This window comes from Halodurantibacterium flavum, assembly GCF_042681825.1.
Taxonomy (GTDB): Bacteria; Pseudomonadota; Alphaproteobacteria; order Rhodobacterales; family Rhodobacteraceae; genus Halodurantibacterium; species Halodurantibacterium flavum.
Genome location: NZ_JBHUGH010000003.1, coordinates 464,973 through 490,417 on the forward strand (window position 1 = coordinate 464,973; position 25,445 = coordinate 490,417).

At 65.4% G+C, this 25,445-nt stretch carries 25 protein-coding genes, 1 tRNA gene and 1 pseudogene; 10 read left to right on the plus strand and 17 right to left on the minus strand.

Going from position 1 to position 25,445, the window contains the following annotated elements:
• Positions 1-2 precede the first annotated feature (2 nt).
• Both ACFSGJ_RS06095 and ACFSGJ_RS06100 read right to left on the minus strand, forming a co-directional pair.
• On the minus strand, positions 3-590 hold the full coding sequence (locus tag ACFSGJ_RS06095; RefSeq protein WP_390260099.1) for a TRAP transporter small permease: 588 nt from the start codon (positions 588-590) through the stop codon (positions 3-5).
• 62 nt (positions 591-652) lie between these two features.
• A complete protein-coding gene (locus ACFSGJ_RS06100; RefSeq protein ID WP_390260100.1) occupies positions 653-1,669 on the minus strand; it encodes a TRAP transporter substrate-binding protein in 1,017 nt (338 codons plus the stop codon).
• Positions 1,670-2,187: 518 nt separating this feature from the next.
• Here ACFSGJ_RS06100 and ACFSGJ_RS06105 point away from each other — a divergent pair.
• The gene (locus ACFSGJ_RS06105; RefSeq protein ID WP_390260101.1) at positions 2,188-3,120 is read left to right on the plus strand and encodes a CAP domain-containing protein; all 933 of its coding nucleotides are present in this window, start codon (positions 2,188-2,190) and stop codon (positions 3,118-3,120) included.
• A 28-nt stretch (positions 3,121-3,148) separates the two neighbouring features.
• Here the strand turns inward: ACFSGJ_RS06105 and ACFSGJ_RS06110 are convergent, their stop codons facing one another.
• The 8 genes from ACFSGJ_RS06110 to leuC form a co-directional block, all read right to left on the minus strand.
• A complete protein-coding gene (locus tag ACFSGJ_RS06110; protein WP_390260102.1) occupies positions 3,149-5,032 on the minus strand; it encodes a pyrroloquinoline quinone-dependent dehydrogenase in 1,884 nt (627 codons plus the stop codon).
• Positions 5,032-5,376 (minus strand): hypothetical protein, encoded by a 345-nt coding sequence (locus ACFSGJ_RS06115; protein ID WP_390260103.1) that lies wholly within the window; start codon positions 5,374-5,376, stop codon positions 5,032-5,034. The genes ACFSGJ_RS06110 and ACFSGJ_RS06115 overlap by 1 nt, the downstream gene beginning before the upstream one ends.
• A 556-nt stretch (positions 5,377-5,932) precedes the next feature.
• Positions 5,933-6,009, minus strand: a tRNA-Pro gene (locus ACFSGJ_RS06120).
• 44 nt (positions 6,010-6,053) lie between these two features.
• Entirely contained in the window at positions 6,054-7,004 is a 951-nt protein-coding gene (locus ACFSGJ_RS06125; protein ID WP_390260104.1) for a DMT family transporter, read from the minus strand.
• Between the two features lie 79 nt (positions 7,005-7,083).
• On the minus strand, positions 7,084-8,190 hold the full coding sequence (gene leuB / locus ACFSGJ_RS06130; RefSeq protein ID WP_390260105.1) for a 3-isopropylmalate dehydrogenase: 1,107 nt from the start codon (positions 8,188-8,190) through the stop codon (positions 7,084-7,086).
• Between the two features lie 54 nt (positions 8,191-8,244).
• On the minus strand, positions 8,245-9,270 hold the full coding sequence (locus ACFSGJ_RS06135) for an endonuclease/exonuclease/phosphatase family protein (RefSeq protein ID WP_390260106.1): 1,026 nt from the start codon (positions 9,268-9,270) through the stop codon (positions 8,245-8,247).
• A gap of 72 nt (positions 9,271-9,342) precedes the next feature.
• Positions 9,343-9,948, minus strand: a complete 606-nt coding sequence (gene leuD / locus ACFSGJ_RS06140) for a 3-isopropylmalate dehydratase small subunit (RefSeq protein WP_390260107.1) — start codon at positions 9,946-9,948, stop codon at positions 9,343-9,345.
• A 10-nt stretch (positions 9,949-9,958) separates the two neighbouring features.
• Positions 9,959-11,377, minus strand: coding sequence for a 3-isopropylmalate dehydratase large subunit (gene leuC / locus ACFSGJ_RS06145; protein WP_390260108.1), 1,419 nt, complete (start codon positions 11,375-11,377; stop codon positions 9,959-9,961).
• 413 nt (positions 11,378-11,790) lie between these two features.
• Between leuC and rsfS the strand changes: the two genes are divergently transcribed.
• The 6 genes from rsfS (at position 11,791) to ACFSGJ_RS06175 (ending at position 17,324) form a co-directional block, all read left to right on the plus strand.
• Complete coding sequence (rsfS, locus tag ACFSGJ_RS06150) at positions 11,791-12,132, plus strand: ribosome silencing factor (protein ID WP_390260109.1); 342 nt, start codon at positions 11,791-11,793, stop codon at positions 12,130-12,132.
• Positions 12,133-12,157: 25 nt separating this feature from the next.
• Complete coding sequence (rlmH, locus tag ACFSGJ_RS06155) at positions 12,158-12,628, plus strand: 23S rRNA (pseudouridine(1915)-N(3))-methyltransferase RlmH (RefSeq protein ID WP_390260110.1); 471 nt, start codon at positions 12,158-12,160, stop codon at positions 12,626-12,628.
• 128 nt (positions 12,629-12,756) lie between these two features.
• Positions 12,757-14,277 (plus strand): 2,3-bisphosphoglycerate-independent phosphoglycerate mutase, encoded by a 1,521-nt coding sequence (gene gpmI, locus ACFSGJ_RS06160; protein ID WP_390260111.1) that lies wholly within the window; start codon positions 12,757-12,759, stop codon positions 14,275-14,277.
• On the plus strand, positions 14,274-15,410 hold the full coding sequence (locus tag ACFSGJ_RS06165; protein ID WP_390260112.1) for a murein hydrolase activator EnvC family protein: 1,137 nt from the start codon (positions 14,274-14,276) through the stop codon (positions 15,408-15,410). Before gpmI ends, ACFSGJ_RS06165 begins: the two co-directional genes overlap by 4 nt.
• Positions 15,411-15,416: 6 nt before the next feature.
• Positions 15,417-16,766, plus strand: a complete 1,350-nt coding sequence (locus ACFSGJ_RS06170) for a S41 family peptidase (RefSeq protein ID WP_390260113.1) — start codon at positions 15,417-15,419, stop codon at positions 16,764-16,766.
• A 66-nt stretch (positions 16,767-16,832) separates the two neighbouring features.
• Complete coding sequence (locus tag ACFSGJ_RS06175) at positions 16,833-17,324, plus strand: RNA pyrophosphohydrolase (protein WP_390260114.1); 492 nt, start codon at positions 16,833-16,835, stop codon at positions 17,322-17,324.
• A 15-nt stretch (positions 17,325-17,339) separates the two neighbouring features.
• On the opposite strand, the gene ACFSGJ_RS06180 is transcribed toward ACFSGJ_RS06175, so the two are convergent.
• The 5 genes from ACFSGJ_RS06180 to dapD all read right to left on the minus strand — a co-directional run bounded on the left by ACFSGJ_RS06180 (position 17,340) and on the right by dapD (position 23,344).
• Complete coding sequence (locus ACFSGJ_RS06180; protein WP_390260115.1) at positions 17,340-18,593, minus strand: lytic murein transglycosylase; 1,254 nt, start codon at positions 18,591-18,593, stop codon at positions 17,340-17,342.
• Between the two features lie 78 nt (positions 18,594-18,671).
• Positions 18,672-20,927 carry a ribonuclease R gene (gene rnr, locus ACFSGJ_RS06185; RefSeq protein ID WP_390260116.1) on the minus strand — a complete coding sequence of 752 codons (2,256 nt, stop codon included), beginning with the start codon at positions 20,925-20,927 and terminating at the stop codon, positions 18,672-18,674.
• Between the two features lie 59 nt (positions 20,928-20,986).
• Complete coding sequence (gene dapE, locus ACFSGJ_RS06190; protein WP_390260117.1) at positions 20,987-22,129, minus strand: succinyl-diaminopimelate desuccinylase; 1,143 nt, start codon at positions 22,127-22,129, stop codon at positions 20,987-20,989.
• A 64-nt stretch (positions 22,130-22,193) separates the two neighbouring features.
• Positions 22,194-22,517: a hypothetical protein gene (locus ACFSGJ_RS06195; RefSeq protein ID WP_390260118.1), complete on the minus strand. Its 324-nt coding sequence runs from the start codon at positions 22,515-22,517 to the stop codon at positions 22,194-22,196.
• Entirely contained in the window at positions 22,517-23,344 is an 828-nt protein-coding gene (gene dapD / locus ACFSGJ_RS06200; RefSeq protein ID WP_390260119.1) for a 2,3,4,5-tetrahydropyridine-2,6-dicarboxylate N-succinyltransferase, read from the minus strand. The genes ACFSGJ_RS06195 and dapD overlap by 1 nt, the downstream gene beginning before the upstream one ends.
• A 137-nt stretch (positions 23,345-23,481) precedes the next feature.
• On the opposite strand from dapD, the gene ACFSGJ_RS06205 reads away from it, so the two are divergent.
• From ACFSGJ_RS06205 to hemP, 3 genes are all read left to right on the plus strand, one after another.
• On the plus strand, positions 23,482-24,327 hold the full coding sequence (locus ACFSGJ_RS06205) for an LOG family protein (RefSeq protein ID WP_390260120.1): 846 nt from the start codon (positions 23,482-23,484) through the stop codon (positions 24,325-24,327).
• Between the two features lie 90 nt (positions 24,328-24,417).
• A complete protein-coding gene (locus ACFSGJ_RS06210; protein WP_390260121.1) occupies positions 24,418-24,585 on the plus strand; it encodes a hypothetical protein in 168 nt (55 codons plus the stop codon).
• Entirely contained in the window at positions 24,582-24,749 is a 168-nt protein-coding gene (gene hemP, locus ACFSGJ_RS06215; RefSeq protein WP_390260122.1) for a hemin uptake protein HemP, read from the plus strand. The genes ACFSGJ_RS06210 and hemP overlap by 4 nt, the downstream gene beginning before the upstream one ends.
• A gap of 68 nt (positions 24,750-24,817) precedes the next feature.
• Here hemP and ACFSGJ_RS06220 read toward each other — a convergent pair whose 3' ends face one another.
• On the minus strand, positions 24,818-25,054 hold the full coding sequence (locus ACFSGJ_RS06220; protein WP_390260123.1) for a hypervirulence associated TUDOR domain-containing protein: 237 nt from the start codon (positions 25,052-25,054) through the stop codon (positions 24,818-24,820).
• A gap of 290 nt (positions 25,055-25,344) precedes the next feature.
• Positions 25,345-25,445, minus strand: a pseudogene (locus ACFSGJ_RS06225) (IS5/IS1182 family transposase); the annotation flags it as partial.

The following is a 25,445-nucleotide window of genomic DNA, read 5'->3' on the forward strand; positions in this document are numbered from 1 at the left end:
GATCAATCCCCGTCATAGCCGTGGCGGAGCGCGGTGGAGATGAACACATCCCGCTCGATCACGTTCTTCACCGCCGTCAGGGTGTATTGCAGGCCGGTCATGAAGAACCCGACCGGCACCCAGAGGAAGGTCATCCATATCGGGATCTGCAGCGATGGCAGAACCCGCCCGCGCCCCTGCAGCGTGAGGATGTAGAGCGTCGCATACCAGGCAAGCGCGAACATGAAGAAGGCTGTGACCAGCGCGATCACGATCATCAGCACCTTGCGCGGCCGGCGCGGCAGCTTGTCGAAGATCGCCGACATGCGGATGTGACGGCCATGCCGGGCGGCATAGCTGATGCCCGCGAAGGTGATGAGGATGATCAGGATGCGATTGATCTCCTCTGAGGACTGGATGCTCCGGTTCAGCGCAAAGCGGCCGATGACATTCGCCACAACGTTCGTGGCCATCAGCAGCACCCCCGCCGCCAGCAGGAAGGACTCGATCCGGATGATCGCCGTGTCGATGATGCCCAGAATGCCGGGAAGGGTGGAGCGGTATGCGGGCCGTTCGCTGCCCGCCGGTGTTTCAGTGGCCTTGTCGTTCAAAGCGCCGTTCCCCCGGCTGGTCAGGATGCGGCGCGTCCGGGCTGGCGGGCGCGCCGTGTGGGTCAGTTGACGGAAACGGCGTCAAGATCCTGCTTCATCTGGTCAAGGATCTCCTGTCCGCGATCGCCGGTCATCTCGATGAAGGTCTGCTCCACCGAAGCGGCGGCGGCGCGGAAGGGTTCACGCTGGTCCTCGTCCAGAACGGTGATCGTAACCTCGGGCCGCGCCTCGCGGATCGCGTCGAGGGAGGCCTCGCTCAAACCGTCCTGATACTCCAGAATGTGCTCGAACGCGGCGTCCGTCGCATCCCGGATCACCTGCTGGTCTTCATCGGAAAGCCCGTCGAAGAAGTCCTGATTGGCCATCAGCGCCGTGGTGAAGTTGTTGTGGCCGATGAAGGTGATGTGGTCCGTCACCTCATACATCTTCGTGGATTCGATGAAGAAGGCCGGATTTTCCTGCCCCTGGATGATGTTCGTCTGCAGCCCGCCATAGACCTCACCCCACGGCAGGGGCGTCGGGCTGGCGCCGAAAGCGCGATAGCTTTCCACGAGCAGCGGATTGGTCATGACGCGGAACTTGACCTCGTTCAGGTCTTCGGGGCGTGTCACCGGTTCCCGCGTCGTCATGGCGACTTCGCCCTCGGGATACATCTTCAGAAGCTCCAGCCCCTGTTCTGCATAAAGCTCCGGGAACATCTCGTTGATCGCGCGGGAGGTGCGGAAGAACTCGTTCAGCTCCTCCGTATCCTGCGGCAGAAGATAGGGGACGAAGAAGACCTGCGCCTCGGGGATCAGCGCGCCGGTGAAGCCGGGCGACTGGTTGACGAACTGCAGGATGCCCGACTGGGCCTGTTCCATGATGTCGGCAGATTCGCCCAGCGTGCCATAGGGGAAAAGCTGGACCTCGTGGTCGGAATTTGCCTCGACCTCCTCCTTGAACTTCTGAGCGAAGACGCCCTGCACCTCGTCGATGGCTTCCTCGAAAGCATAGCGCCACGTGTCGGCCGCGGCACTGCCTGCGAATACGGCAAGGGCGGCCACGGTGCTGGCACCGGTCATGAGAGTTCTGATCGTCATTCGTATCTCCTTGGGTTTGTGCGAAGGCAGATGCCACGCACTTTCCTGTTGGATCCTGCAGGGGTGCCGGAATGGGCACCAAAAAGCATCCACCCCGGTCGCAGCATGAACGTGCTGGGGGCGATATGGATCCATCGGATCGGTCCACCCCCGCACAGAACGCGCAGGAGCAGCTTGCTGCGGTAGCTTTTTTGCACACATGCGCAGGGGCCGCAACCGCCCACCCCGCCGGTGATGGCGCCCCGTTGGGTTGCGGCTTGTGCAGAAGGCGCAGCGCACATCGGCGCGTTCACGGGGCATTTGTTTGCAAGAAGCATGTCGGGGCTGGTGTTGGCGGCGGTAATTTCTTCTGCACCTCAGGCTGAATTCGGAAGGCGTTCCGCCCGCCTCTCAAAGCCGGCGGGTGGGCGCGCTGGGACGCGTTTATCAGTCCTGCTGTTTGGCGCGGGGGCTTTCAGGGAACCCGCAGCCGCGCCACCGGTTGGCCATGAAACGGTGGGAGAGCGCAGAAGATGACCATGATCAAGTCACCCGAAATCCGGCGGCTCGTCTTCACGACCGCGCTGGCCGGCACCTTCGCAGTGCCCGCTTTCGCGCAGGAGACAGGCGACCTGCCGGCACTGCGGCTGGAGGCGCTTGATCTGACCAATGCCGCCCGGGAGGAGGCCGGCCTTCCTGAACTGGCCCCCAGCGACCTTCTGGATCAGGCGGCGCAGGATCACGCGGCCGACATGCTGGCGCGGGGCTACCATGATCATGTTTCCCCCGATGGCGAGACCCCTTTCGACCGCTTCATCGCGGCCGGTGGCAATACCTGGTCGGTGAGCGGCGAGAACATCGCGACCTGCGAAGGCTGCTCCGTGCCACCCGATGCTGCCCGCGTGACCGCCTTCCACGACGGATGGATGCAAAGCCCGGGTCACCGCGAGAATATCCTGTCGGAAGGATTCGACAGCTTCGGCTTCGGGATCGTCGGCGAAGGCAGCCGGGTCTATGCCGTCCAGACCTTCTCGGGCGCCGGCGCGGGTGACGGCATCACGGAAGGCTTGACGCCGGAAGCCGCGCGGGAGGCAGCGCTTGCTGAAGTCAACGAAGCGCGCGCCGCAGAAAATCTCGACCCGCTTGAACGCAGCGACGCCTTGGACACCGCCGCCGGGCGCGTTCTGGAAAACACTGCCGGGGGCCCGGACGCGCTGCCCGAGAATATCTTCGACCTCTTGCCGGAAGGCTCAACCGGCTGGACGAGGCTTGCCTTGCAAGTGGCCAGCGTCGGCGGATCGGGCGCCACCATCACGCGGGACAACATCGCGATGATCATCTCGGATTGGGCAGCAGCGGGCGAGGCGGGTCAAGGACTTGGCGGACCAGATGCGTCGCATATGGGCTTCGCTGTGGAAGCCGCAGGCGACGGACGCACTTCCGCCGCCGCAGTCTTTGCCGGGCGCCAATAGGCCCAGCGGTCGTGGGACGATCCGCGACCTAACGCGGCAGACGATAGGCCACCGCCTGATCCGACACTTCCGGCTTCAGGATGGAGTTTCCGCCGACTGCGAAGACGACATAGTCTTCGCCCTCATGCGTGAAGACGGCTGGTATCGAAACCGCGGGCGCCTCGACAAGATCGGACCAGAGTTCCTCGCCCGTGGCCGCGTCCAGCGCGCGGACCCGGGCATCCATGGATGCGCCGATGAACACGACGCCACCCGCTGTCACCACCGGTCCACCAAGGGTCGGCGAACCCCAGGATGACAATCCATAGAAGCCGTGAAACTGCGCCTTGCCGAACGGAACCTCATAGAGCAGTTCGCCGGTGGCGAGATCGATCGCCGAGAAGGTGCCGAAAGGCGGCTTCCAGCAAGGCATCCCTGCCCAGTTGCTCCAATCGGTCAGATGGATCCCATAGGGGGATCCTTCCTGCGGAGAGAAGCCCTCCTCATTGCCGCCGCCCTCCGGGGCAAGCTCGTCATATTCTTCGCGCGGGATCAGACGGATCACCTGCACGATGCGCGATGCGTTGACATAGAGGATGCCGCTTCGGGGATCCACCGCGACGCCACCCCAGTTCGTGGCACCCGCCGTGCCGGGGTAGAACAGGGTCCCTTGCTCCGACGGCGGGGTGAAGATGCCTTGATAGAGATACTCCGACCGCTCTCGCGAACATTGGCCAAGGCTGACGATGTCCGACAGGACCCAGACATCGGGCAGTTCCAGCGGATTGCCGACCGGCGCCGGGATCACGACGAAAGGCTGGGTGGGCGCGGCAACCTCGCCTTGGGCGGTGCTTTCGGGCACGGGCCGGTCTTCGATGTGAAACAGCGGCTCTCCGGTACGGCGGTCCAGCACGAAGAGAAAGCCCTGCTTGGTCGCCTGCACCAGCGCGGGAATGGTCTCGCCATTGCGCGTGATGTCGACCAGCGTCGGGGCCGAGGGTGTGTCATAATCCCAGATGTCGTGCCGGACGTGCTGGAAGCTCCACACGACTTCACCGGTGCCGATGTCCATCGCCGCCACCGACGTGGCCAGGGGCATCGGATCGGTGCGAAGCCCGCCCCAGTAGTTCGGGCTGGGCGACGACACGGGCGCATAGACGAGGCCCAGATCCGGGTCGGCGGTCATCGCAGTCCAGATGTTCGCGGTGCCGGTCCGCGGAATCATTTCAGGTGGAATGAAGCCGGTTTCCCACAGCAGCTCCCCGGTCCGCGCATCGATGGCGAGGAGGTTGCCCGGTGGCGCCACGGTATATTCCCAATCCATGCCCGCCCAGCCGAGAAGAAGCGTGTCCCCCACCACCAAGGGCGGCTGAAGCAGCGAGAAGGGGAAGACGTCGTTGACCTGGTTCCACTGGTTGACATTCAGCACGCCGCCTTCAGCGAAATCCGCGCAACGTGCGCCGGTATCGGCATCGACCGCGTGAAGCTCGGCATCCATCGTGCCCAGGAACACACGCTTTTCGCAGACGCCGGGCTGGCCGCTTTCCCAGTAGGCCACGCCCCGGTTCTTCAGCGCAGGCTGGGTCAGCGGCTCAAGCGTGGAGTCGCTGTCATAGGTCCAACGCTCCGCCCCGGTCGCGGGATCAAGCGCGATGATCCGATAGAAGGGCGTGCCCAGGTACAGCGTTCCGTTGGCATAGACGGGCGTGGCGGACCAGACGGTCTCGGGCAGTTCATCTGAGCCATCCGAGACGTCGCCGGTGCGATACTCCCAAGCCCGTTCCAGATTCGTGATCGTTTCTGGGGTGAAGGTGCTGGCATGGGAGAACTTGGTTGAAGCAAGATCACCGTGGAACGCAGTCCAGCTGTCCTGCTGCGCGGAAGCAGGGCCTATGGCGCAGACCACGATCGTTGCGGCTATGAGTCGCCTCATCAAGTGGTCCTCCTGTTGCTTCTCAGAAAGGCGAAGGCCATGGTCAGAAAAGCGGCGACCATCGCAATGGCAAGAAGCGTCTGCATCAGGAAAAACGCGGCAAGCGCGGTCAGGAACGCCGCGAGCATCGCCAGACTATTCAACGCGATGAACCAGCCCCGCGTCAGGCCGCTCATGATGAAAATGGCGATAAGCATGGTGGTGGCTACACTGCCAAGGAGGGCAAGCCCGGCCCCAAGCGTTCCATCCACCCCTGTATTGCCGAACGGGGCGGCGAGGGCGATCAATGCAAGCATCACACCCAGGGCCGAGAACAGGATCGCGAAGACATAAGCGGTGCGCATGCGCCTCAACGCGGGTAACGACAAGTTGTTCCGTGACCTCAGTCTGCAGCTGTGTTTCCCACATTCGATGCTAGCGCGTCAGCCATAGACCACGGTCGGAAGGCAGGGGGGGACGTGTTATTTCGCGTCGGGAGCCATCTTGCGTGCCGTGTAGTTCGACAACAGCGGACCGATAAGACATGTGAGGAAGATCACGGTGATGATGGCGTCGGTTGACATCCAGTCTGTCCCGCCGTCCTGCTATCGCTGCCGTCTTCCAAGATCACCCCGGGTGCATGCTTGACCTCGACTGGTGCGGCGGCCATGGACATATGCTGGTTCAATGCAGGTCCATGGTGCCCTTCACCGCTTTGAACTTGCTGCCGTCGATGGCAACGCAGTCGCCCTTCAGCACGCCGACCCGAGCTTTCCGACCGAGGGATACACGAGCCTTAGAGAGGAAGACCTGACGTAACCGTTCTGGACAACCAGAACAGGCCCGGCCTTTTGAGCAAAAGGCCGCATCGACGACGGGATTATCCTGTGTCGGCCGCTTTGATTTCAATGATTTGATATCTGGTCGGAGTGAGAGGATTCGAACCTCCGACCCCCTGCTCCCGAAGCAGGTGCGCTACCAGGCTGCGCTACACTCCGACCGATGGGCGGGGGTTACCGAAACGCCGGGGAATTTGCAAGCCTCATTCGCCACGACGACGCAGCAGAAGCGAAAGCCGCGCCTGGGTTCCCGTCTCGGGGCGCGGCTCGGTCCTGAGGACCGGCTGCTGGCTTTTGCCGCTGCCCCGATCCTCGCGGAACAGGATGTAAAGGCCGCTGGTGATGATGATGCCGGCGCCGATGAAGGTCAGGATATCGGGCGTCTCTCCGAACAACAGCGCGCCATAGAACACCGCCCAGAGCATCTGCGAATATTGCATCGGCGCCACCACGACGGCGGGCGCATTCCGGTAAGCCAGAATGGAAAACAGCATCGCCATGAAAGAAAAAATGGCGATCGCACCCATGGCCGCGAAATCCAGCAGCGGCATCGGCACATAGACAAAGGGCAAGAGCGCCCCCATGATCACGAAATTCGCGAGCATCGGAAAGAGGAGGAGCACGACGCTCCTCTCGGCCGCACCGATCTTGCGCACGACGATGCCGTTGACGGAATTGCCGACAGCCGCGACCAAGGCCGACAGATGGCCGAGCCCGAGGTCGGCCTGCCCCGGCCGCAGCACGATCAGGACCCCCGCGAGGCCTACGACGACGGCCAGGCCACGCCGCAGGCCGACCTTTTCCCCCAGCACCGGAATGGACAAGAGCGTGATCAGAAGCGGCGTCGCAAAGAGGATCGCATAGGTCTGCGCAAGCGGCAGGGTGGAAAAGGCGTGAAACGCGCTGACGGCCGTCACGACCAGCGCGAGCGTGCGCAGCAGCACCCACCAGGGGTGGCGGGGGCGCAGGTCGCCCTGCGCGCGGTCCCCGATCAGCATCATCGTGACGAAGGGAAAGCCCAGCAGAACGCTCATGAAAACGATCTGCACCGAGGAAAAACTGGCGCCGAGGTACTTTATGAGGACATCGTGCAGCGAGTAGATCGCAAAGGACAAAAGCGCGAACCCCGCCCCCCGCGCCGATATGCCCTGCATGATCCGTCCCCCGCCTGCTGCTATGCCACCTTAGCCGGTCCCGCAGCAGGCTCAACCGCTCATGACGCTGCGCCGGGTCTCAAAGCGTGGCGTCGAGCTTTGCGAGGATCGCATCCCCCATCTGGGTGGTGCTGACCGGGCTGCCGCCTTCGGCCTGCATCAGATCGGCCGTGCGCACCCCATCGGCCAGAACCGCCTGAACAGCGCCTTCAAGCCGGTCAGCCTCGGCGCCCAGATCAAAGCTGTAGCGGAGCGCCATGGCGAAGCTGAGGATGCAGGCGATCGGGTTCGCCTTGCCCTGGCCTGCGATATCGGGGGCCGATCCGTGCACGGGCTCATAAAGCGCCTTGGGCCGGCCGTTGGCCATCGGGGCGCCAAGGCTCGCCGAGGGCAGCATCCCCAGGCTGCCGGTCAGCATCGCGGCGAGATCGGACAGCAGGTCGCCGAACAGGTTGTCGGTCACGATCACGTCGAACTGCTTGGGCCAGCGGGTCAGCTGCATCGCGCCCGCATCGGCATACATGTGGCTCAGCTCCACATCCGGATATTCCTCGTCGCCGATGCGCTGCACGACCTCGCGCCACAGAACGCCGGATTCCATCACATTGGCCTTTTCCATCGAACAGACCTTGTTGCCGCGCCGGCGGGCCAGCTCAAAGGCAGACCGGGCGACGCGGGCAATCTCGGATTCGGTGTAGCGCTGGGTGTTGATGCCGACGCGCTCGTTCCCTTCCGTGAAGATCCCGCGCGGCTCGCCGAAATAGACGCCCGAGGTCAGTTCACGCACGATCATGATGTCGAGGCCCGCGACGACCTCTTTCTTCAGCGACGAAAAGTCGGCAAGCGCGTCAAAGCACTGCGCGGGGCGCAGGTTGGCGTAAAGGTCCATTTCCTTGCGCAGCCGCAGCAGGCCGCGTTCGGGCTTCACGCTGAAGTCGAGCACGTCGTATTTCGGGCCGCCCACCGCCCCCAGCAGGACGGCATCGACCGACTGGGCGCGCGCCATCGTGTCGTCATGGAGCGGCGTGCCATGCGCGTCATAGGCCGCCCCGCCCACCAGATCCTCCGACACCTCGAATGCGATACCGCGACGCGCGCCGAACCAGTCGATGATCTTGCGCACCTCGGCCATCACTTCGGGGCCGATTCCGTCGCCGGGCAGGATGAGGAGAGAGGGATTGGTCATCATAAGCGTCCTTGCAAAGGGGGTGCCTTGGCGTACCCCCTCGCCCATGGCCGGTCAAGGCGGCGCCAGGTCGGCCAGATCAAGATCCACCCAGATCAGCGCATGGACCGAGGCAACCGCCGCCAGTTCCGGAGGCAGCACATCCAGCGGCCAGACAATGCCGGCAGCCCGCGGGGGCAGGGACGGCAGCGCGTAATCGACCCGCATGGGGCCGGTGCGGTCCCATCGCACGCTGTCGGTACCGGGCAGAGGGTCGTGGAGGTCGGGCCGGTTCAGCAGATCGCGCATCGCCTGCCCCATGCCATCCCCCCGGTCCGGGTCCAGATTGGTCCCTGACAGCAGCACGAAAGGCGCCTGCGGCGGATCGAGCGGCAGCGCGCCGTCGAGGAGAGCTGACCAGAAGGCGACCTCATCATGATTGCGGCGGAGGTTGCGTTGATTTGGCCCGCCAAAGACCGGCGGCGTGGCGTAGGAGCCGAGCATCCGGACGGTACCCTGCGGCGTCTCGACTGGCACCTCCCACGCCGCGACGGAGGCGAGGGGCTGCAGGGAAAGCACCGGCTCCGGGAGGATCGGCTTGCCCTCGGCCTCGGGCAACAGGGCGCCCGGCAGATCGCGCCAGAGGAAGGACGAGAAATCCCGCCCCTCTTCCAGCGGATAGCGGGACAGGATCGCCATGCCGCCGGAGCCCGCGAACCGGCCAAAGCCAAGCGCGTCGTCAGGCGTTCCCAGCCGGCCGTTTCCGTCAAGATCGAGACCGCTGGCCCAGCCCGAATTCGGCCTTTTCGAGAACCGGTGCGGGTAGGAGAGCCCCGCCTCGTCGAGCAGAGCCGCCAGCGCATCGAGCGCGGCGCCGCCGTGATCGAAGTCGATCTTGAGCAGCAGAAGGACATCCGGCGCAGCCGACGCGATCACACCCACAGTGGCCTCGACCTGCGCATCCCGAGCGAGGATATCCTGCAACAGAAGCCCCGGCCCCTTGCGCGCCAGGGCCGCATTGTAGACCGCGACCCGCAGATCCTCGGCGCGCAGCGGCGCCGCGACCAGCAGAAACAGCCAGAGCAAAAGAAAATGCCGCATCATCCCTCCGACTAGGATGATGCGGCACTGTGGTTAAGCGCGGGTTAACGCCAAAGTCAGGCCATCAGGCCATCAGACCCAAGGACGCAGCGTTCCCGCCTTGGCCTCGAAGCCGTCGATCGCCGCGGCCTTTTCCAGCGTCAGTCCGATATCGTCGAGCCCGTTCAGCAGGCAGTGCTTCTTGAAGGCGTCGACCTCGAAGCCAAAGCTCTGGCCGTCCGAAGTGGTGACGGTCTGCGCCTCCAGATCCACGGTCACGCGGGCGTTGGCGCCCTTGCGCGCGTCCTCCATCAGCACATCGACCTGATCCTGCGGCAGCACGATCGGCAGGACGCCGTTCTTGAAGCAGTTGTTGAAGAAGATGTCCGCAAAGCTGGGCGCGATCACACAGCGGATGCCAAAATCGAGCAGCGCCCAGGGCGCATGTTCCCGCGACGACCCGCAGCCAAAGTTGTCGCCGGCCACAAGGATCTCGGCGTCGCGATAGGCGGGCTGGTTCAGGACGAAATCGGGGATCTCGTTGCCCTGCTGGTCATAGCGCATCTCGTCAAAGAGGTTCACGCCAAGGCCGGTCCGCTTGATCGTCTTCAGGAACTGCTTGGGGATGATCATGTCGGTATCGACATTGACCAGCGGCATGGGGGCGGCAACGCCGGTGAGCGTGGTGAACTTGTCCATGATCCGCTCCTTACACCGTCTCTGCCAGAACGTCGCGCACATCGGTCAGGTGACCGGTGATCGCGGCGGCTGCGGCCATCACGGGGCTCATCAGGTGGGTGCGGCCGCCACGGCCCATGCGGCCTTCGAAGTTGCGGTTCGAGGTTGCGGCGCAACGCTCACCAGGGGCCAACTGGTCGGGGTTCATGCCCAGACACATGGAACAGCCGGCAAGGCGCCATTCGAACCCGGCCTCCTTGAAGATGTCCGCCAGACCTTCTTCCTCGGCCTGCAGGCGCACGAGGCCAGAACCGGGCACGACCATGCCGCGCACGCCCGGGGCCAGCTTCTTGCCCTTCAGAACCGCGGCTGCGGCGCGCAGATCCTCGATCCGGCCGTTGGTGCAGGACCCGATGAAGACCGCGTCGACCTTGATGTCGGTCAGCTTCATCCCCGGCGTCAGGCCCATGTAGTCGATGCTGCGCCGCGCGGCCTCGACCTTGCCGCCGGCAAAGGATTCGGGCGCGGGAACCACGTCGGTGATCGGCAGCACGTCCTCGGGGCTGGTGCCCCAGGTCACGACCGGCGCGATATCCTCGCCGCGGATGGTCACGACCTTGTCGAAATGTGCGCCTTCGTCGGTGAAAAGCGTCTTCCAGTAGGCCAGCGCAGCCTCCCAGGCCGCGCCTTTCGGGGCGTGCGGGCGGCCCTTGACGTATTCAAAGGTCTTTTCGTCCGGCGCGATCAGGCCGGCGCGGGCGCCGCCCTCGATCGCCATGTTGCAGACGGTCATGCGGCCTTCCATCGACAGGTCGCGGATCGCCTCGCCGCAATATTCGATGACATAACCCGTGCCGCCGGCGGTGCCGGTCTTGCCGATCACCGACAGGGTAATGTCCTTGGCCGTGACGCCCGGGCGCAGCTTGCCCGTGATCTCGACCTTCATGTTCCTGGACTTCTTCTGGATCAGCGTCTGGGTGGCCAGCACATGTTCCACCTCGGACGTGCCGATCCCGTGCGCCAGCGCGCCAAAGGCGCCGTGCGTCGCGGTATGGCTGTCGCCGCAGACGACGGTCATGCCCGGCAGCGTCCAGCCCTGTTCCGGGCCGACGATGTGGACGATGCCCTGACGGATGTCCGACACCGGATAATAGTTGATGCCGAAGTCGCGGGCGTTCTTGTCCAGCGCATCGACCTGGATGCGGCTTTCTTCATTGTCGATGCCCTTTTCGCGGTCCCAGGTGGTGGGCACGTTGTGATCGGGCACGGCGATGGTCTTTTCCGGCGCACGGACCTTGCGGCCCGACATGCGCAGACCCTCAAAGGCCTGCGGGCTGGTGACTTCGTGCACCAGATGGCGGTCGATATACAGCAGACAGGTGCCGTCCTGGGACTGGTCGACCACATGGTCGTCCCAGATCTTGTCATAAAGCGTACGCGGAGCGGTCATGGCTCTCTCTCGGTGATATGGAGTTGGCTTGTTGTCTTTGCGCATCGGCGCGGATCGCGGCATTCAGCCGCGTGTAAGTCGTGCCAGAATCGAGAGCGACTCGCCGTAAAAGCGCCAGGGCAGGCGCGCGCGGTCATCCATGTCGAAAAAGCGTTCCATGCGCGGTGTTCTACGCCCGAATCCCCCCTGTGGCAAGCGGGCGCCCCGCCCCGCGCAGAGCACGCGCAAAGGACATGGCAGATAGCCGGCGCGCAAACATTGAGATTGAGGGCCGCCGATGCTACATTTGCAGCAGGCCCGGCGCCGGGGTCCCTTGGCGGCGCGCAACCCAGGAGGACAATGTCCTGTCATACGTTGAAAACGCGGCCAATGACCCGGCCGCACGGGTGGCGCCCATGACGGCGCCGTCGGATATGATGACGAGCGATGAGCTGCTTGGCCATATCCTTGCTTCCCTCGAAGACGACAAGGCGGAAGACGTGGTTTCGATCAGTCTGCGCGGGCGGTCGGAAATGGCCGATCACATGGTGATCTGTTCAGGCCGTTCTTCGCGTCAGGTCGCGGCGATCGCCGAAAAGCTGGTGGACCGGCTCAAGCAGGATCACGGCCGCCAGAGCCGCATCGAGGGCAGGGAAACCGGCGATTGGGTTCTGATCGATACGGGCGACGTGATCGTCCATGTCTTCCGGCCCGAGGTGCGCGAGTTCTATCAGCTCGAAAAGATGTGGATGCCGTCGCGGGCCGCGCGGGACTGACCGGACAAAAGGTCAGGGTCGCCGGATGCGCGTTCATATCTGTGCAGTGGGACGCCTGAGGGCGGGCCCCGAGCGTGATCTGGTGGACGATTACCTTTCCCGATTTGACCGCACGGGGCGCGGCCTGTTTTTGGGCCCCGCGCAGGTCCATGAGGTCGAGGACAAGAAGGGTGGCGGAATGGCCGCCGAGGCGCAGCTTCTTTCGCGCGTGCTGCCGGACGGGGCGGTTTGCTGCGTTCTGGATGAGCGTGGACGGACGCTCAGCTCTCCTGATTTTGCGGGACAACTGGCCGGTTGGCGCGATGCGGGGCGCGGCGATGTCGCGTTCCTGATCGGGGGGGCGGACGGGCTTGATCCGTCTTTGCGCGACCGCGCGGATTTCGCGCTTTCCTTCGGGCGCATGGTCTGGCCGCATATGCTGGTTCGTGTCATGCTGGCGGAACAGCTTTATCGCGCAAGCTCCATCCTCGCAGGCGCCCCCTATCACCGGACCTGAATCACCCGGGCCTGATCCGGGGCGTCGCCGCGGTCGGCCAATTCCCGCAAGCCCAGCCTTGCCCTTCGTGTTGCCCTTGCCCTTCGTCAGCCGTAGAACGAGGGGCGAAGCCAGAGCAAGAGGACCGCATGACCCCTCCGAAACCTGTCGTCCTATGCATTCTTGACGGCTGGGGGATCAGTCCATCCGCCGAAGGGAACGCGCCGCTGCTGGCGCAGACGCCGACCTTTGACGCGCTGATGGCGCGCTGCCCGCACGCGCAGCTTGTAACCCACGGGCCGGATGTCGGCCTGCCGGCGGGGCAGATGGGCAATTCCGAAGTGGGCCACACCAATATCGGCGCGGGTCGGGTCGTGGCGATGGATCTGGGGGAAATCGACCTCGCGGTCGAAAATGGCAGCTTTGCCACCAACCCCGCGCTCATGGACTTCATCGCACGGCTCAAGGCGACGGGCGGCACGGCGCATCTGATGGGGGTCGTGTCGGACGGCGGTGTCCACGGGCATGTAACCCATCTGCTTGCCGCGATCCGCGCGATCACCGGGGCCGGCGTGCCGGTTGTCGTCCACGCGATCACCGACGGGCGCGACGTGGCGCCAAGCTCGGCCCGGGACTTTGTGTCGGACCTGGCGCGGCAGATGCCCGGCGACACCGTGGTCGGCACGGTCACGGGGCGCTATTTCGCGATGGACCGCGATAATCGCTGGGACCGTGTGTCCCGCGCCTATCACGCGATGATCGACGGCCGGGGCGACGCCTCTGCACCCGATGCGCTTTCGGCGGTCGAGGCGGCCTATGGGCGTGGTGAAACCGACGAATTCATCCAGCCTACCGTGATCGGAACCTATACCGGGGCCCGGGATGGCGACGGGTTCTTTTGCCTCAACTTCCGGTCGGACCGGGCGCGCGAAATCCTCGCCGCCATCGGCGCCCCGGATTTCGAGGCGTTCGACACCGGGCCGCGCCCCGCATGGACGGCGCTTCTGGGCATGGTCGAATATTCCGAGGCGCACAACGCCTACATGTCCACGGCCTTTCCCAAACGCGATATCCAGAACACGCTGGGCGCCTGGGTCGCGCAGCATGGCCTGCGCCAGTTCCGCATCGCCGAGACCGAGAAATACCCGCATGTCACCTTCTTCCTGAACGGCGGCAAGGAAGAGCCCGAGGCGGGCGAGGACCGCTTCATGCCGCGCAGCCCCAAGGTGGCGACCTATGACCTGCAGCCCGAGATGTCTTCGGTCGAGGTGACGGACCATCTGGTCGACGCGATCGGCAAGGGCTACGACCTGATCGTGGTGAACTACGCGAACCCCGACATGGTGGGGCATACCGGTTCGCTTGCGGCGGCCATCGCGGCCTGTGAGGCCGTAGACCGCGGCCTTGCCCGTGTGGTTCCCGCGCTTGAGGCCGCGGGCGGCGCGATGCTGGTCATCGCCGACCACGGCAATTGCGAGATGATGATCGACCCGGCGACCTGCGGCCCCCATACCGCGCATACGACGAACCCCGTTCCGGCCATTCTGGTCGGCGGGCCGACCGGCAGCAGGCTGCGGGACGGGCGGCTCGCCGATGTCGCACCGACGCTGCTCCGCCTCATGAACCTGCCGCAGCCATCCGAAATGACCGGCGAAAGCCTGATCGAATGAAGCGCCTGATCGCCGCCTTCCTTGCCACGGCGCTCGGGCTGTCGGCCGCCCATGGCCAGACCGGTCAGGATGCGGCCGAAATGGCCCGGGCGGCGGCGCGGGATCTCGCCGCATCCATCGGCGCGCTGCAAGAGGCCGCGAATGACCGCGACCGCGTTGCCGCCCTGACCCGCACGATCCGCTCCTATGAGGACGGTCTGGTCGCGGTGCGCGAAGGGCTGCGGCGTCTCTCGCTGCGCGAGGCCGCAATCCGCGAGGACTGGGAGACGCAGCGCGACAGCGTGGCGCGGCTGGTCGCCGTCATGACCACGATGGAGAACAATTCGGGCCCGATGCTGCTTTTGCACCCGACGGGTCCGGTGGGGACCGCGCGGTCCGGAATAATACTGTCCGATGTCGCCCCCGCGCTGCAGGCCGAGGCCGAGACCCTGCGCCGCGATCTGGAGGAAGTCGCCGGTCTGCGCCGGCTCCAGGAAAGCCTGGCGATCACGCTGGAGGAAGGTCTGCACGCCACGCAAGAGGCCCGCACCGCCCTTGCCCAGGCCATATCGGAACGGCGGGACCTGCCGCAGAAATTCGCCGAACGCCCGGATGAACTGCGCCTGATCGTCCAGAGCATCGACACGCTCGACAGCTTTTCCGACCTTCTGTCCGACACGCAGATCGGACCGCAGGACCTGCCGCTTCCCTTCAGCGCGCGTGAGGGGGATCTGCCGCTTCCGGTCAACGGCCCCATTCTGCGCGGCTTCAACGAGCCCGACGCCGCCGGCACCAGCCGCCCCGGCATCCTCATCGCGGCGCCCGCGGGCGGGCTGGTCACGGCCCCCGCGCCGGCCACGATCCGCTACATGGGTCCCTTGCTCGACTACGGAAATGTGATGATTCTGGAGCCGGAAGGCGGATATTTCCTCGTGCTTGCCGGGATGGACGTCCTTTATGGTGAGCTTGGGCAGGTTGTCCCGGAGGGGAGTCCGCTTGGCCTCATGCCGGGCTCGGCCATCAGCGCGGCAGAGTTCGTCGCCGAAGCGCAGGCAGGCGCAGAGCCTGACGGCTCCGAGACGCTCTATGTCGAGATCAGACGATTGAACCGCCCCACGGATCCGGCGGTATGGTTCGCACAGACGGGGGAATAGGACGGGATGAGGAAATTCGTTTTGGCCGCAGCGGGTGGCGCCCTGGCGGGGGCCGTGCTCGCCACGCAGGTCGCAGGGCCGCTCGTGGCGCAGGAAGCCAGCCGCAATGCCTCGGTCTACCAGCAGCTCGACCTGTTCGGCGACATCTTCGAACGCATCCGGGCGCAATATGTCGAAGAGGTCGAACCCTCGGAACTGATCGAGGCCGCCATCAACGGGATGCTGACCTCGCTCGACCCGCATTCGAGCTTCCTTCCGCCCGAGGATTTTTCCGACATGCGCGTGCAGACCCGCGGCGAGTTCGGGGGCCTGGGCATCGAGGTCACGCAAGAGGAAGGCTTCGTCAAGGTCGTCTCGCCCATGGACGGGACGCCCGCCGATCTGGCCGGGATCGAGGCCGGGGATTTCATCACCCATGTCGACGGCGAATCGGTGCTTGGCCTGACGCTCGATCAGGCGGTCCAGATGATGCGCGGGCCCGTGGGCTCCGAAATCGTCATCACCGTGGTGCGCGAGGGCCGGTCGGAGCCGTTCGATGTCTCGATCGTCCGCGACACGATCCGCCTGACCGCCGTGCGCACAAGGCTTGAGGGCGACACGGTTGTCCTGCGCGTCACGACCTTCAACGACCAGACCTTTCCGAACCTCGAAGAAGGCCTGCGCGAGGCCGTCGAGGAGGCAGGCGGCATCGACAATGTGAACGGCTTTGTCCTCGATCTGCGCAACAATCCCGGCGGGCTTCTGACGCAGGCGATCCGGGTTTCGGACGCCTTCCTCGATCAGGGAGAGATCGTTTCGACCCGTGGCCGCAACCCCGAGGCGGGTGAGCGCTTCAACGCGACTGCCGGCGATCTGGCCAATGGCAAGCCCATCGTCGTGCTGATCAATGGCGGTTCGGCCTCGGCTTCGGAAATCGTCGCGGGCGCCTTGCAGGATCATCGCCGCGCGATCGTCATCGGCACCAAGAGCTTTGGCAAGGGATCGGTGCAAACGGTCATCCCGCTGCGGGGTGACGGGGCGATGCGGCTGACGACCTCGCGCTATTACACGCCGTCGGGCCGGTCCATCCAGGCGCTTGGCGTTGCCCCCGACATCATCGTGCAGCAGCCCGCGCGCCGCGACGCCGACGGCGAGGAGGAGGAAAACCCGCTCCACACCCGCTCCGAGGCGGAACTGCGCGGCTCGCTTCTCAATGACAGCATGAGCGATGCGGAGCGCGAGCAGATGGAGGCCGAAGAGCGCAAGGCCGAAGAGGCCGCGCGCCTGCGCGAGGAGGATTATCAGCTCGCCTATGCGATCGACATCCTCAAGGGCCTCAGCGCGCTGTCGCCCGGCGTCCGGGCCTCGGCAGACTGACGGCCGCAGACGAGCGACCTAGGGGGCGCAGCGATGCGCCCCACATCCCCCCAGGCGAGATCACGCATGACCCCGGACCAGATCGCAGCCCTTCCCTATCGTCCCTGCGTGGGCGTCATGCTGGTCAATTCCCAGGGCCAGATCTTTGCCGGGCAGCGCATCGACAGTGACGTTCCCGCCTGGCAGATGCCGCAGGGCGGGATCGACGAGGGCGAGGAGCCACAGGCCGCCGCCCTGCGCGAGTTATGGGAAGAAACCGGCGTGGACCCCGCGCTGGTGGAGGTACTGGACGAAACCCCCGGATGGATACCCTATGACCTGCCCGACGATCTGGTGGGCAAGGTCTGGGGCGGACGCTATCGCGGGCAGCGCCAGCGCTGGTTCCTGATGCGTCTGACCGGTGACGATACCGCCATCGACATCGCCACCCAACACCCCGAGTTTTCGGAATGGCGCTGGCTTGGCGCGGGGGAACTGCTGGACAGCATCGTCCCCTTCAAGCGCCAGACCTATGCGCAGGTCATCGCGCATTTCCAGCCCCATCTGGCCGAGGGCTGATCCCCAGTCCTGCCCCTAGCCCCGCCGCAGCCGCGCCAGAAGATCGGCCGAGACATAGCCGTCGGCGGTGATCCCCGCAGACACCTGATAGGCCCGGACGGCGGCAAGCGTGTTCGGCCCGATCCGGCCATCCACCCCGCCCGTGTCGAACCCCCGCGCCGTCAGAAGCCGCTGAAGCTCCTGCCGTTCGGCGCTGCTGAGCGGCCGGTCGCCCCGGGGCCACTCGGCCCGGAACGGCCCTGCGCCCCGCAGACGGTCGGCCAGATGACCGATCCCCATCGCGTAGGAATCCGACGAATTGTAGCGCTTGATGACCCGGAAATTCGCGAATGTGAGGAAGGCCGGCCCCCGCGCGCCTGCCGGCAGGAAAAGCTCGGCCGCGCCATGATCCGGCACCGCCCCGCCCGAGGCCAGCGTGACACCCATGCGGGACCATTCCGCGGCCGGCCGGGACGTCCCCGTCGTCCGGTGGTCAAAGCCCGACGGCAACTGCACCTCGACCCCCCAGGGCTGACCGCGCCGCCACCCCGCGTTTGCAAGATAGGCCGCCGCCGAGGCGAGCGCGTCGCGCGGGTCGTCCGACCAGATGTCGCGTCGCCCGTCGCCGGTGAAATCGACCGCATGTTCCAGATAGCTTGTCGGCATGAACTGGGTGTGGCCCATGGCGCCGGCCCAGCTGCCGGTCATGCCCTCGGGGCTGATGTCGCCCGCCTGCACGATCCGCAGCGCGGCGATCAGCTGTTCCTCAAAGAACGCGCCGCGCCGTCCGTCATAGGCCAGCGTCGCCAGCGCCGGGATGATGGGCGTCGTGCCCCGGAAGCTGCCATAGGAACTCTCCATCCCCCAGATCGCGACGACGATCTCTTTCTCGACGCCATAGCGGGCCTCGATCGCCTGCAGGGCCTGCGCGTGCTGCGCCAGCTTTTCCCGCCCGTTGTTGATGCGGGTGGGCGACACGGCATTGTCGAGATAATCCCAGATCGCGCGCGTGAATTCAGCCTGGTTCTGGTCGTTTCGCACGACACTCGGCATGAAGCTTGCCGAGCGGAACGCGCGGTCGAAGGTCGCCGGGGCGATCCCCTGCGACAGGGCGCGGGAGCGGAACCCCTCGACCCAGCGGTTGAACCCCGACTGGCTGCCCGGCTGCGACTGGCCGGCCGGCGCCTGCGGGCGCGCCTCGGGCCGGGCCGAACGGTCGACCGCACCGCCAAAGCCACAGCCCGGCAGCAAAAGACCAACCATACCCGCCGCGATCACTGTCCTGCGCATCTGAACACCTGCCCGTGTTGTTTTTGATTAACACCATCCTAACCCGGATTGGTGCCTCAGCGCAAACAAGGCGGCAGTCTATCCGCGCCGCCGGCGTTCAACCTTCCGTTTGGTCTTGTCAGCCTTGGCCCGGCCGGCGCCCGGCTTGCGCGGACCCCCCGTGCCTCGGCGCCCCTGCGGACCGCGCGGGATATCCTTGTCGTCCACGCTCAGCAGTTCAAGCACCAGGCCGCCCGTCACCGGCACCGCCTCGGCCAGGCGGACCGTCACGCGCTGGCCCACGCCCAGCCTCATGCCGCTCCGCTCTCCGCGCAGGGTCTGGGTCTGGGCGTCGTACTGGAAATACTCGCGCCCCAGACTGCGGACGGGGATCAGCCCATCCGCGCCAGTTTCCGTCAGCTTGACGAAAAGTCCAAAGCGCACGACGCCGGAAATGCGCCCCTCGAACTCGTTGCCGACCCGCTCGGACAGGTAGGACGCAAGATAGCGGTCGGTCGTGTCGCGTTCTGCCGCCATGCTCCGCCGCTCGGTGTCCGAGATATGCTTGGCCGTTTCGTCCAGCCGCTCGATTTCCGCCGGAGCAAGCCCGTCATCGCCCCAGCCATGCCCCGCGATCAGCGCACGATGCACGATCAGGTCCGCGTAACGCCGGATGGGCGAGGTGAAATGCGCGTAGTTCTTCAGCGCGAGGCCGAAATGCCCGAAGTTCTCGGCGTTGTAATAGGCCTGCGTCATGGACCGCAGCGCGGTGATGTTCAGAAGCTCATCGAACTCGGTGTTCTGCGCCTGTGCGAGCAGGTTGTTGATGTGGCGCGTCTGAAGCACCTGTCCCTTGGCGAGCGTAAAGCCTGATGCCTCGGCGACCTCGCGCAGGGCGGCGAGCTTTTCGGGGCTCGGTTCCTCATGCACCCGGAACAGTAGCGGGCGGCGCAGGCGGTTCAGTTCCTCGGCCGCTGCGACATTGGCGAGGATCATGAATTCCTCGATCAGGCGGTGGGCGTCCAGCCTTTCCCGAAAGGCGACGGATGTGACCTTGCCCTCGGGCGAAAGCTCGATCCGCCGTTCGGGCAGGTCCAGGTCCAGCGGCTGGCGTTTGGCGCGCGCGCGGGTCACGGCGGCATAGGCGGCGTAAAGCGGGTTGATGACCGGCTCCAGCAGTTCCACGCAACGCTCGTTCGGTTGCCCGTCCCGCGCCGCCTGCACCTCTTCGTAGCTGAGCGAGGCGCGCGATTTCATCATCGCCCGGGCAAAGCGATGGCGGATCTTGTTCCCTTCGGCGTCGATCTGCATCCGGACGGCGAGACAGGGACGCGCCACCCCTTCATGCAGCGAACAAAGATCGCCCGAAAGGCGGTCGGGCAGCATCGGCACCACACGGTCGGGGAAGTAGGTCGAGTTGCCCCGGCGCCGCGCCTCCCGGTCCAGCGCCGAACCGGGGCGGACATAATGCGCCACATCCGCGATCGCGACCCAGACGACATAACCGCCGGGATTGCCGGGGTCATCATCGGCCTGCGCCAGAACTGCGTCGTCATGGTCGCGGGCATCGGCGGGGTCGATCGTCACGATGGGCAGATCGCGCAGGTCCTCCCGGCTTCCCAGCGGGGCGGGGCGGGCCTGATCGGCCTCCGCAATCGCGTCATCCGGAAAGGCGTCGGGGATGCCATGCTGGTGAATGGCGATCAGCGATACGGCCTTCGGTGCCGACGGATCGCCCAGCCGTTCCACGATCCGCGCCTGCGGCAGGCCCATCCGCGCGCGAAGGCCGGCCTGTTCGGCCTCAACCAGTTCACCATCCTGCGCGTCGAGCGTCGCACCGGCTGCAACGCGCCATTCGGCATCCGCACCCTTGTCGATGGGAACGATCCGCCCGCCCTCGGTCGCCTTGCGGAAAATGCCCAGAATGCGGCGCGGATTCGTACCGATGCGCCGGATCAGCCGCCCTTCATAGGCATGGTCGGCGTCCCTGACCTCGGCCACACGGGCAAGGATGCGGTCGCCTTCGCCCAGGGCGATATCGCCCTCTTTCGCCTGCAACAGCACGCGGGGTGGCGTGCCATCGCCCTGCCATTCCAGCGGGATGGCAAAGAGATCGCCTGCCGCATCCGGGGCCTGCACCTGAAGGATGCTGACCGGCGGCAGTTTGTCCGCGTCACGGAAACTGCGGCGGCGGCGTTCGACGACGCCTTCCTGCTCCAGCTCCTTCAACAGACGTTTGAGATCGATCCGGGCGGCCCCCTTGATCCCGAACGCCTTGGCGATATCGCGCTTGGCGGTCAGCCCGGGGTTTTCGGCGATCCAGGTGCGGAGTTCTTCTTTGGTCGGTATGCGCATGGGCGACAGGTAGCACGCCGCCCGCCCGCCGTCATTGGGGAAAAAGCCGGACGGAGGGGCTAGCCGAAATACTGGCGCAGAATACGCCCATAGATCGCCTTGAGCTGATGCACCTGTTCCACCGGCACATGTTCATTGACCTGATGCATGGTCTTGCCCACCAGCCCGAGTTCCACGACGGGGCAATGATCCTTGACAAAGCGTGCGTCCGAGGTTCCGCCTGATGTCGAAAGAACCGGGCGCAGCCCCGTTTCCGCCTCGACCGCGTCGGCCACCAGATCCGACAGCGCGCCCGGCGGTGTCAGAAAGCTTTCGCCCGAAATCTCGGCCTGGATGTCAAAGCTGACGCCGGTTTCCCCCGTCACGCCATCCGCCATCTGCCACAGCCATTCCGTCAGCGAGGCGCCCGTATGCGTGTCGTTGAAGCGGATGTTGACGGTCGCGCGCGCCTCGGCCGGAATGACGTTGGTGGCGGGATTGCCGGTGTCCACTGTGGTGATCGCCAGCGTCGAGGGGTCGAAATGGTCCGTCCCGCTGTCCAGTTCGTGCTGCGCCAGCCGGTCGAGCAGGCGCACCATGGCCGTCAGCGGGTTCTTGGCCCGGTGCGGATAGGCAGAATGGCCCTGAACACCCCGCGCCAACAGGCGCGCGGTCATGGACCCGCGCCGCCCGATCTTCATCGCCTCGCCCATCCGGTCGGGGCAGGTGGGTTCGCCCACCAGACAGCAGGTCATCGCCTCGCCTTCGGCCCGCATCCAGTCAAGAAGCGCGACCGTTCCGTGGCGGGCCGGCCCCTCTTCATCGCCAGTGATTGCCAGAAGGATCGCGCCGTCAGGCGGGGTGTCGCCGACATGGTCGATGGCCGCCGCGACAAAAGCCGCCACGCCGGATTTCATGTCCGTCGCCCCGCGCCCGTAAAGCAGCCCGCCCCGGACTTCCCCCCCGAAAGGATCGGTTGTCCAGGCCGCCAGATCGCCGGGCGGCACCACATCGGTGTGACCGTTGAAGCCAAAGCTGCGGGGGTGCCCCTTTTGACCCCAGCGGGCGAAAAGGTTCGGCACACCGCCGCGATCGACGCGCGTGCAGGCAAAGCCCGCCTCGGACAACATCCGTTCCAGCAGCCGGAGCGCCCCGCCCTCCTCCGGGGTGACAGAGGGGCAGCGGATCAGGTCGGCAGTCAGCGCAACAGGATCGACGGGCATGGTTTCCTCATTGAAAATCGGCGGGCAGCGGCGGATGCGGCGGCCTTGGTCAGAATGAACGGGTTCAGTTGAAAAAGGGTGTCATCTGCGCCACGATGACCGAGTTTTCATCAAGCGCGCGACGCATCAGCGCCTGTTCCTCGTCGTCGATTTCCTCGCCCGCCCCAAGCCGTTCCTCAAGCGTGCCGTAACCCGTCACATCGAGCGGCGCGAGCTCCGCCTGCTTGAGGATCGCGACCGTCTCACGCACGGCCTCGGCCTCATCGACCCCGCTGGCATAGCACATGAGCGCGGCGCCCGTCGCCTTGTCGGGCAGACCGTCGCCGTCGCGCCGGCCGACCTCGACCACCAGCGTGTAGACCTGCTGCGGGCGCCTGGGCTTTTCCATCAGTCGCGCAGCAGCTCGTTGATCGAGGTCTTGGACCGGGTCTGCGCATCGACCTTCTTGACGATGACCGCACAATAGAGGTGAACGCCCCCCTTGGAGGGCATCGACCCTGCCACGACGACCGAACCGGCCGGAACCTCGCCATACATCACCTCACCGGTTTCCCGGTCGAGGATCTTGGTCGACTGCCCGATGAACACACCCATGCCCAGTACCGAGCCTTCGCGGACGATCACGCCCTCGACCACCTCGGACCGGGCGCCGATGAAGCAGTTATCCTCGATGATGGTCGGATTGGCCTGCATCGGTTCCAGCACGCCGCCGATGCCGACGCCGCCGGACAGGTGCACGTTCTTGCCGATCTGGGCGCAGGACCCCACGGTCGCCCAGGTATCGACCATCGTGCCGCTGTCCACATAGGCGCCGAGGTTGATGAAGGACGGCATGAGCACCACGCCCGGCGCCACATAGGCCGACCGCCGCACGACGCAGTTCGGCACGGCGCGGAAGCCAGCGGCCTTCCATTCGGCGCTGCCCCAGCCCTTGAACTTGCTGTCGACCTTGTCCCACCAGCCGCCGCCCTGCGGACCGCCGGATTGCTCTTCCATGTCCTTGAGGCGAAAGCCCAGCAGCACCGCCTTCTTGGCCCATTGGTTCACATGCCAGCCACCATCCGCCCGACGCTCGGCCACGCGCAGCGTCCCGGCGTCAAGCGCGTCAAGCGTCGCCTCGATCGCGTCGCGGGTTTCGCCCGTGGTTGCGGGGGTGATCGTGTCGCGCGCATCCCATGCGGCCTCGATGGCGGTTTCCAATGCGGCGTTCGACATCCGGTCCTCCGGTCACTGTTCCTTGACGTTGCGCAGGCTATAGACGACCGCCCCCGTTGGCGCAACGGCCACAGGCACTGGCACTGGCGACAGCCCCCGCAACGGCCTAGGTTCAGACCAGAATGAAAGGACCACGGATGACCAAAGACGGCATGAGCCACCCCCTGCGCGATTCCCAGCAGGACATCGAGGCCGCGGAGCATCGCGCGGACATGGCGCAGACGCGGGCGTCCGCCTACCGGCTGGCCTTTGCCGATGACGACTTTCTGACGCGACCCGAAACGCGGCCGATCCGGCTGCAGCTGGAACTGATGAAGCCCGAACTGATCATGGCGGAGCGCGAGATCATGTCGACCATCGTCCTGTTCGGCGGGGCGCGGATACCCGAACCCGCGGCGCGTGCCCGCGCCCGCACGCCGACGCTGGCCGGCCTTTCGCATTATTATGACGTGGCGCGGGAATTCGCCCGGATCATGACGCTGCGCAGTCTCGCCTCGGGCGGGAAAGAGGACGTGATCGTGACGGGCGGCGGCCCCGGCGTGATGGAGGCCGGCAATCGTGGCGCCCAGGATGCGGGCGGCGCTTCCATCGGCCTTAACGTCGTTCTTCCGCATGAACAGGAACCGAACCCCTATGTGACGCCCGAGCTTTGCTTCAACTTTCACTACTTCGCCGTGCGCAAGATGCATTTTCTGATGCGCGCGCGAGCGATCGCGGTCTTTCCCGGCGGCTTTGGCACGATGGACGAACTCTTTGAGGCGCTGACGCTGATTCAGACCCGTCGCATGGCCGCCCTGCCCTTCCTTCTCTTCGGCGAGGATTTCTGGCGACGCATCATCAACTGGGATGCCCTTGCCGAGGCGGGCACGATCTCGCAGGCGGACCTCGGCCTGTTCCGCTTTGTCGAGACCGCCGAAGACGCCGTCGCCGCAATCGACAGCTGGGTTCCGCCCGAGCCGGTCGGCGGACCAATTCCGACTTAAACAATCAGGATTGACTCATCAAAGTCTTTCTGTCAGCTATTACAACAGACCCAAGCCAGTGACAGCCCGGGACAGCGACAGGAGACAAGGATGACACGAAAGACAGGCACCACGCCTATCGTCGCCGCCGTCGCGCGGACGGCCGGGGCACGCCAGGCGGCGATCTGCCCGGTTGCCCTGATGGGGCTGCTTTTTGACGGAGCCTGGGTGGAAGCCCGGATTGAACATCTTCTCGACCGCGTCGGAGATCTCGCATGAACATGATCGTGACCCAGCCCCACCTCGCCCACGCCGTATCCAGCCTGCCGCTGCATGACGCAACGGAACTGACGGGCGGCGGAATTCAGGCCCAGATCCGCCTGAACGATCAGATCTACACCCTTCGCATCACCAAGGCCGGGAAACTGATCCTGACCAAGTGAGGCAAGCGCGGGGCATCGGGATGCGGCCCCCCGGGCCCCGTGACATACGCTCGACGCGGGAGAGGTTTTCACCCGGGAACCGGCGAAAGCTCCGTCTCCGATTTCAGCACATGCCCGCCGGCACGAGAGCCATCGCCGCCCTGACGCAGCAGATAGGCCGGTCGTCTCGCGCTGCCATTGCGCGTGATCTTGCGCCCCTTGATGGTGCGGCTCACGCGGCGGGTAAAGACCTCCACCACCTCGCCTTCCCCGCGGCCACTGCCCCAGCGCCAGCTGACGCGATCACCCTTTTGAAATTCCACCATGCTCCCCGCCCCTCCTGTCGCATGGGCAACACTCTGTGCAGGTATGGGTTCCGCGAGGCAGTGGATGCCGGAAGGTTCTGGCTCTGCGCGCGAACTTCCCGTTCTGAAATCAGCCTCGGGAACTCAATGCCCCAAAAAGCCGCCATCCGCTCAGGTTCGGACGGACATCGGACCACGGGCGAAGCATTTGGGTGGGCTTAGGGGGGCGGCTCACCTCTCAAGATAGTTGCGAAGTTGTCGATCCGAGTTCCGATGCATACAGTAACCCTAGGCTCCAGACTCATTGATTTTCAAAGCCAGAAGATGACGGTTGCGGCGAGAGCGACGGCGGAGAGGAAGGTCGTGGCGCATCTGTCATAGCGTGTGGCGATACGGCGCCAGTCCTTCAGCC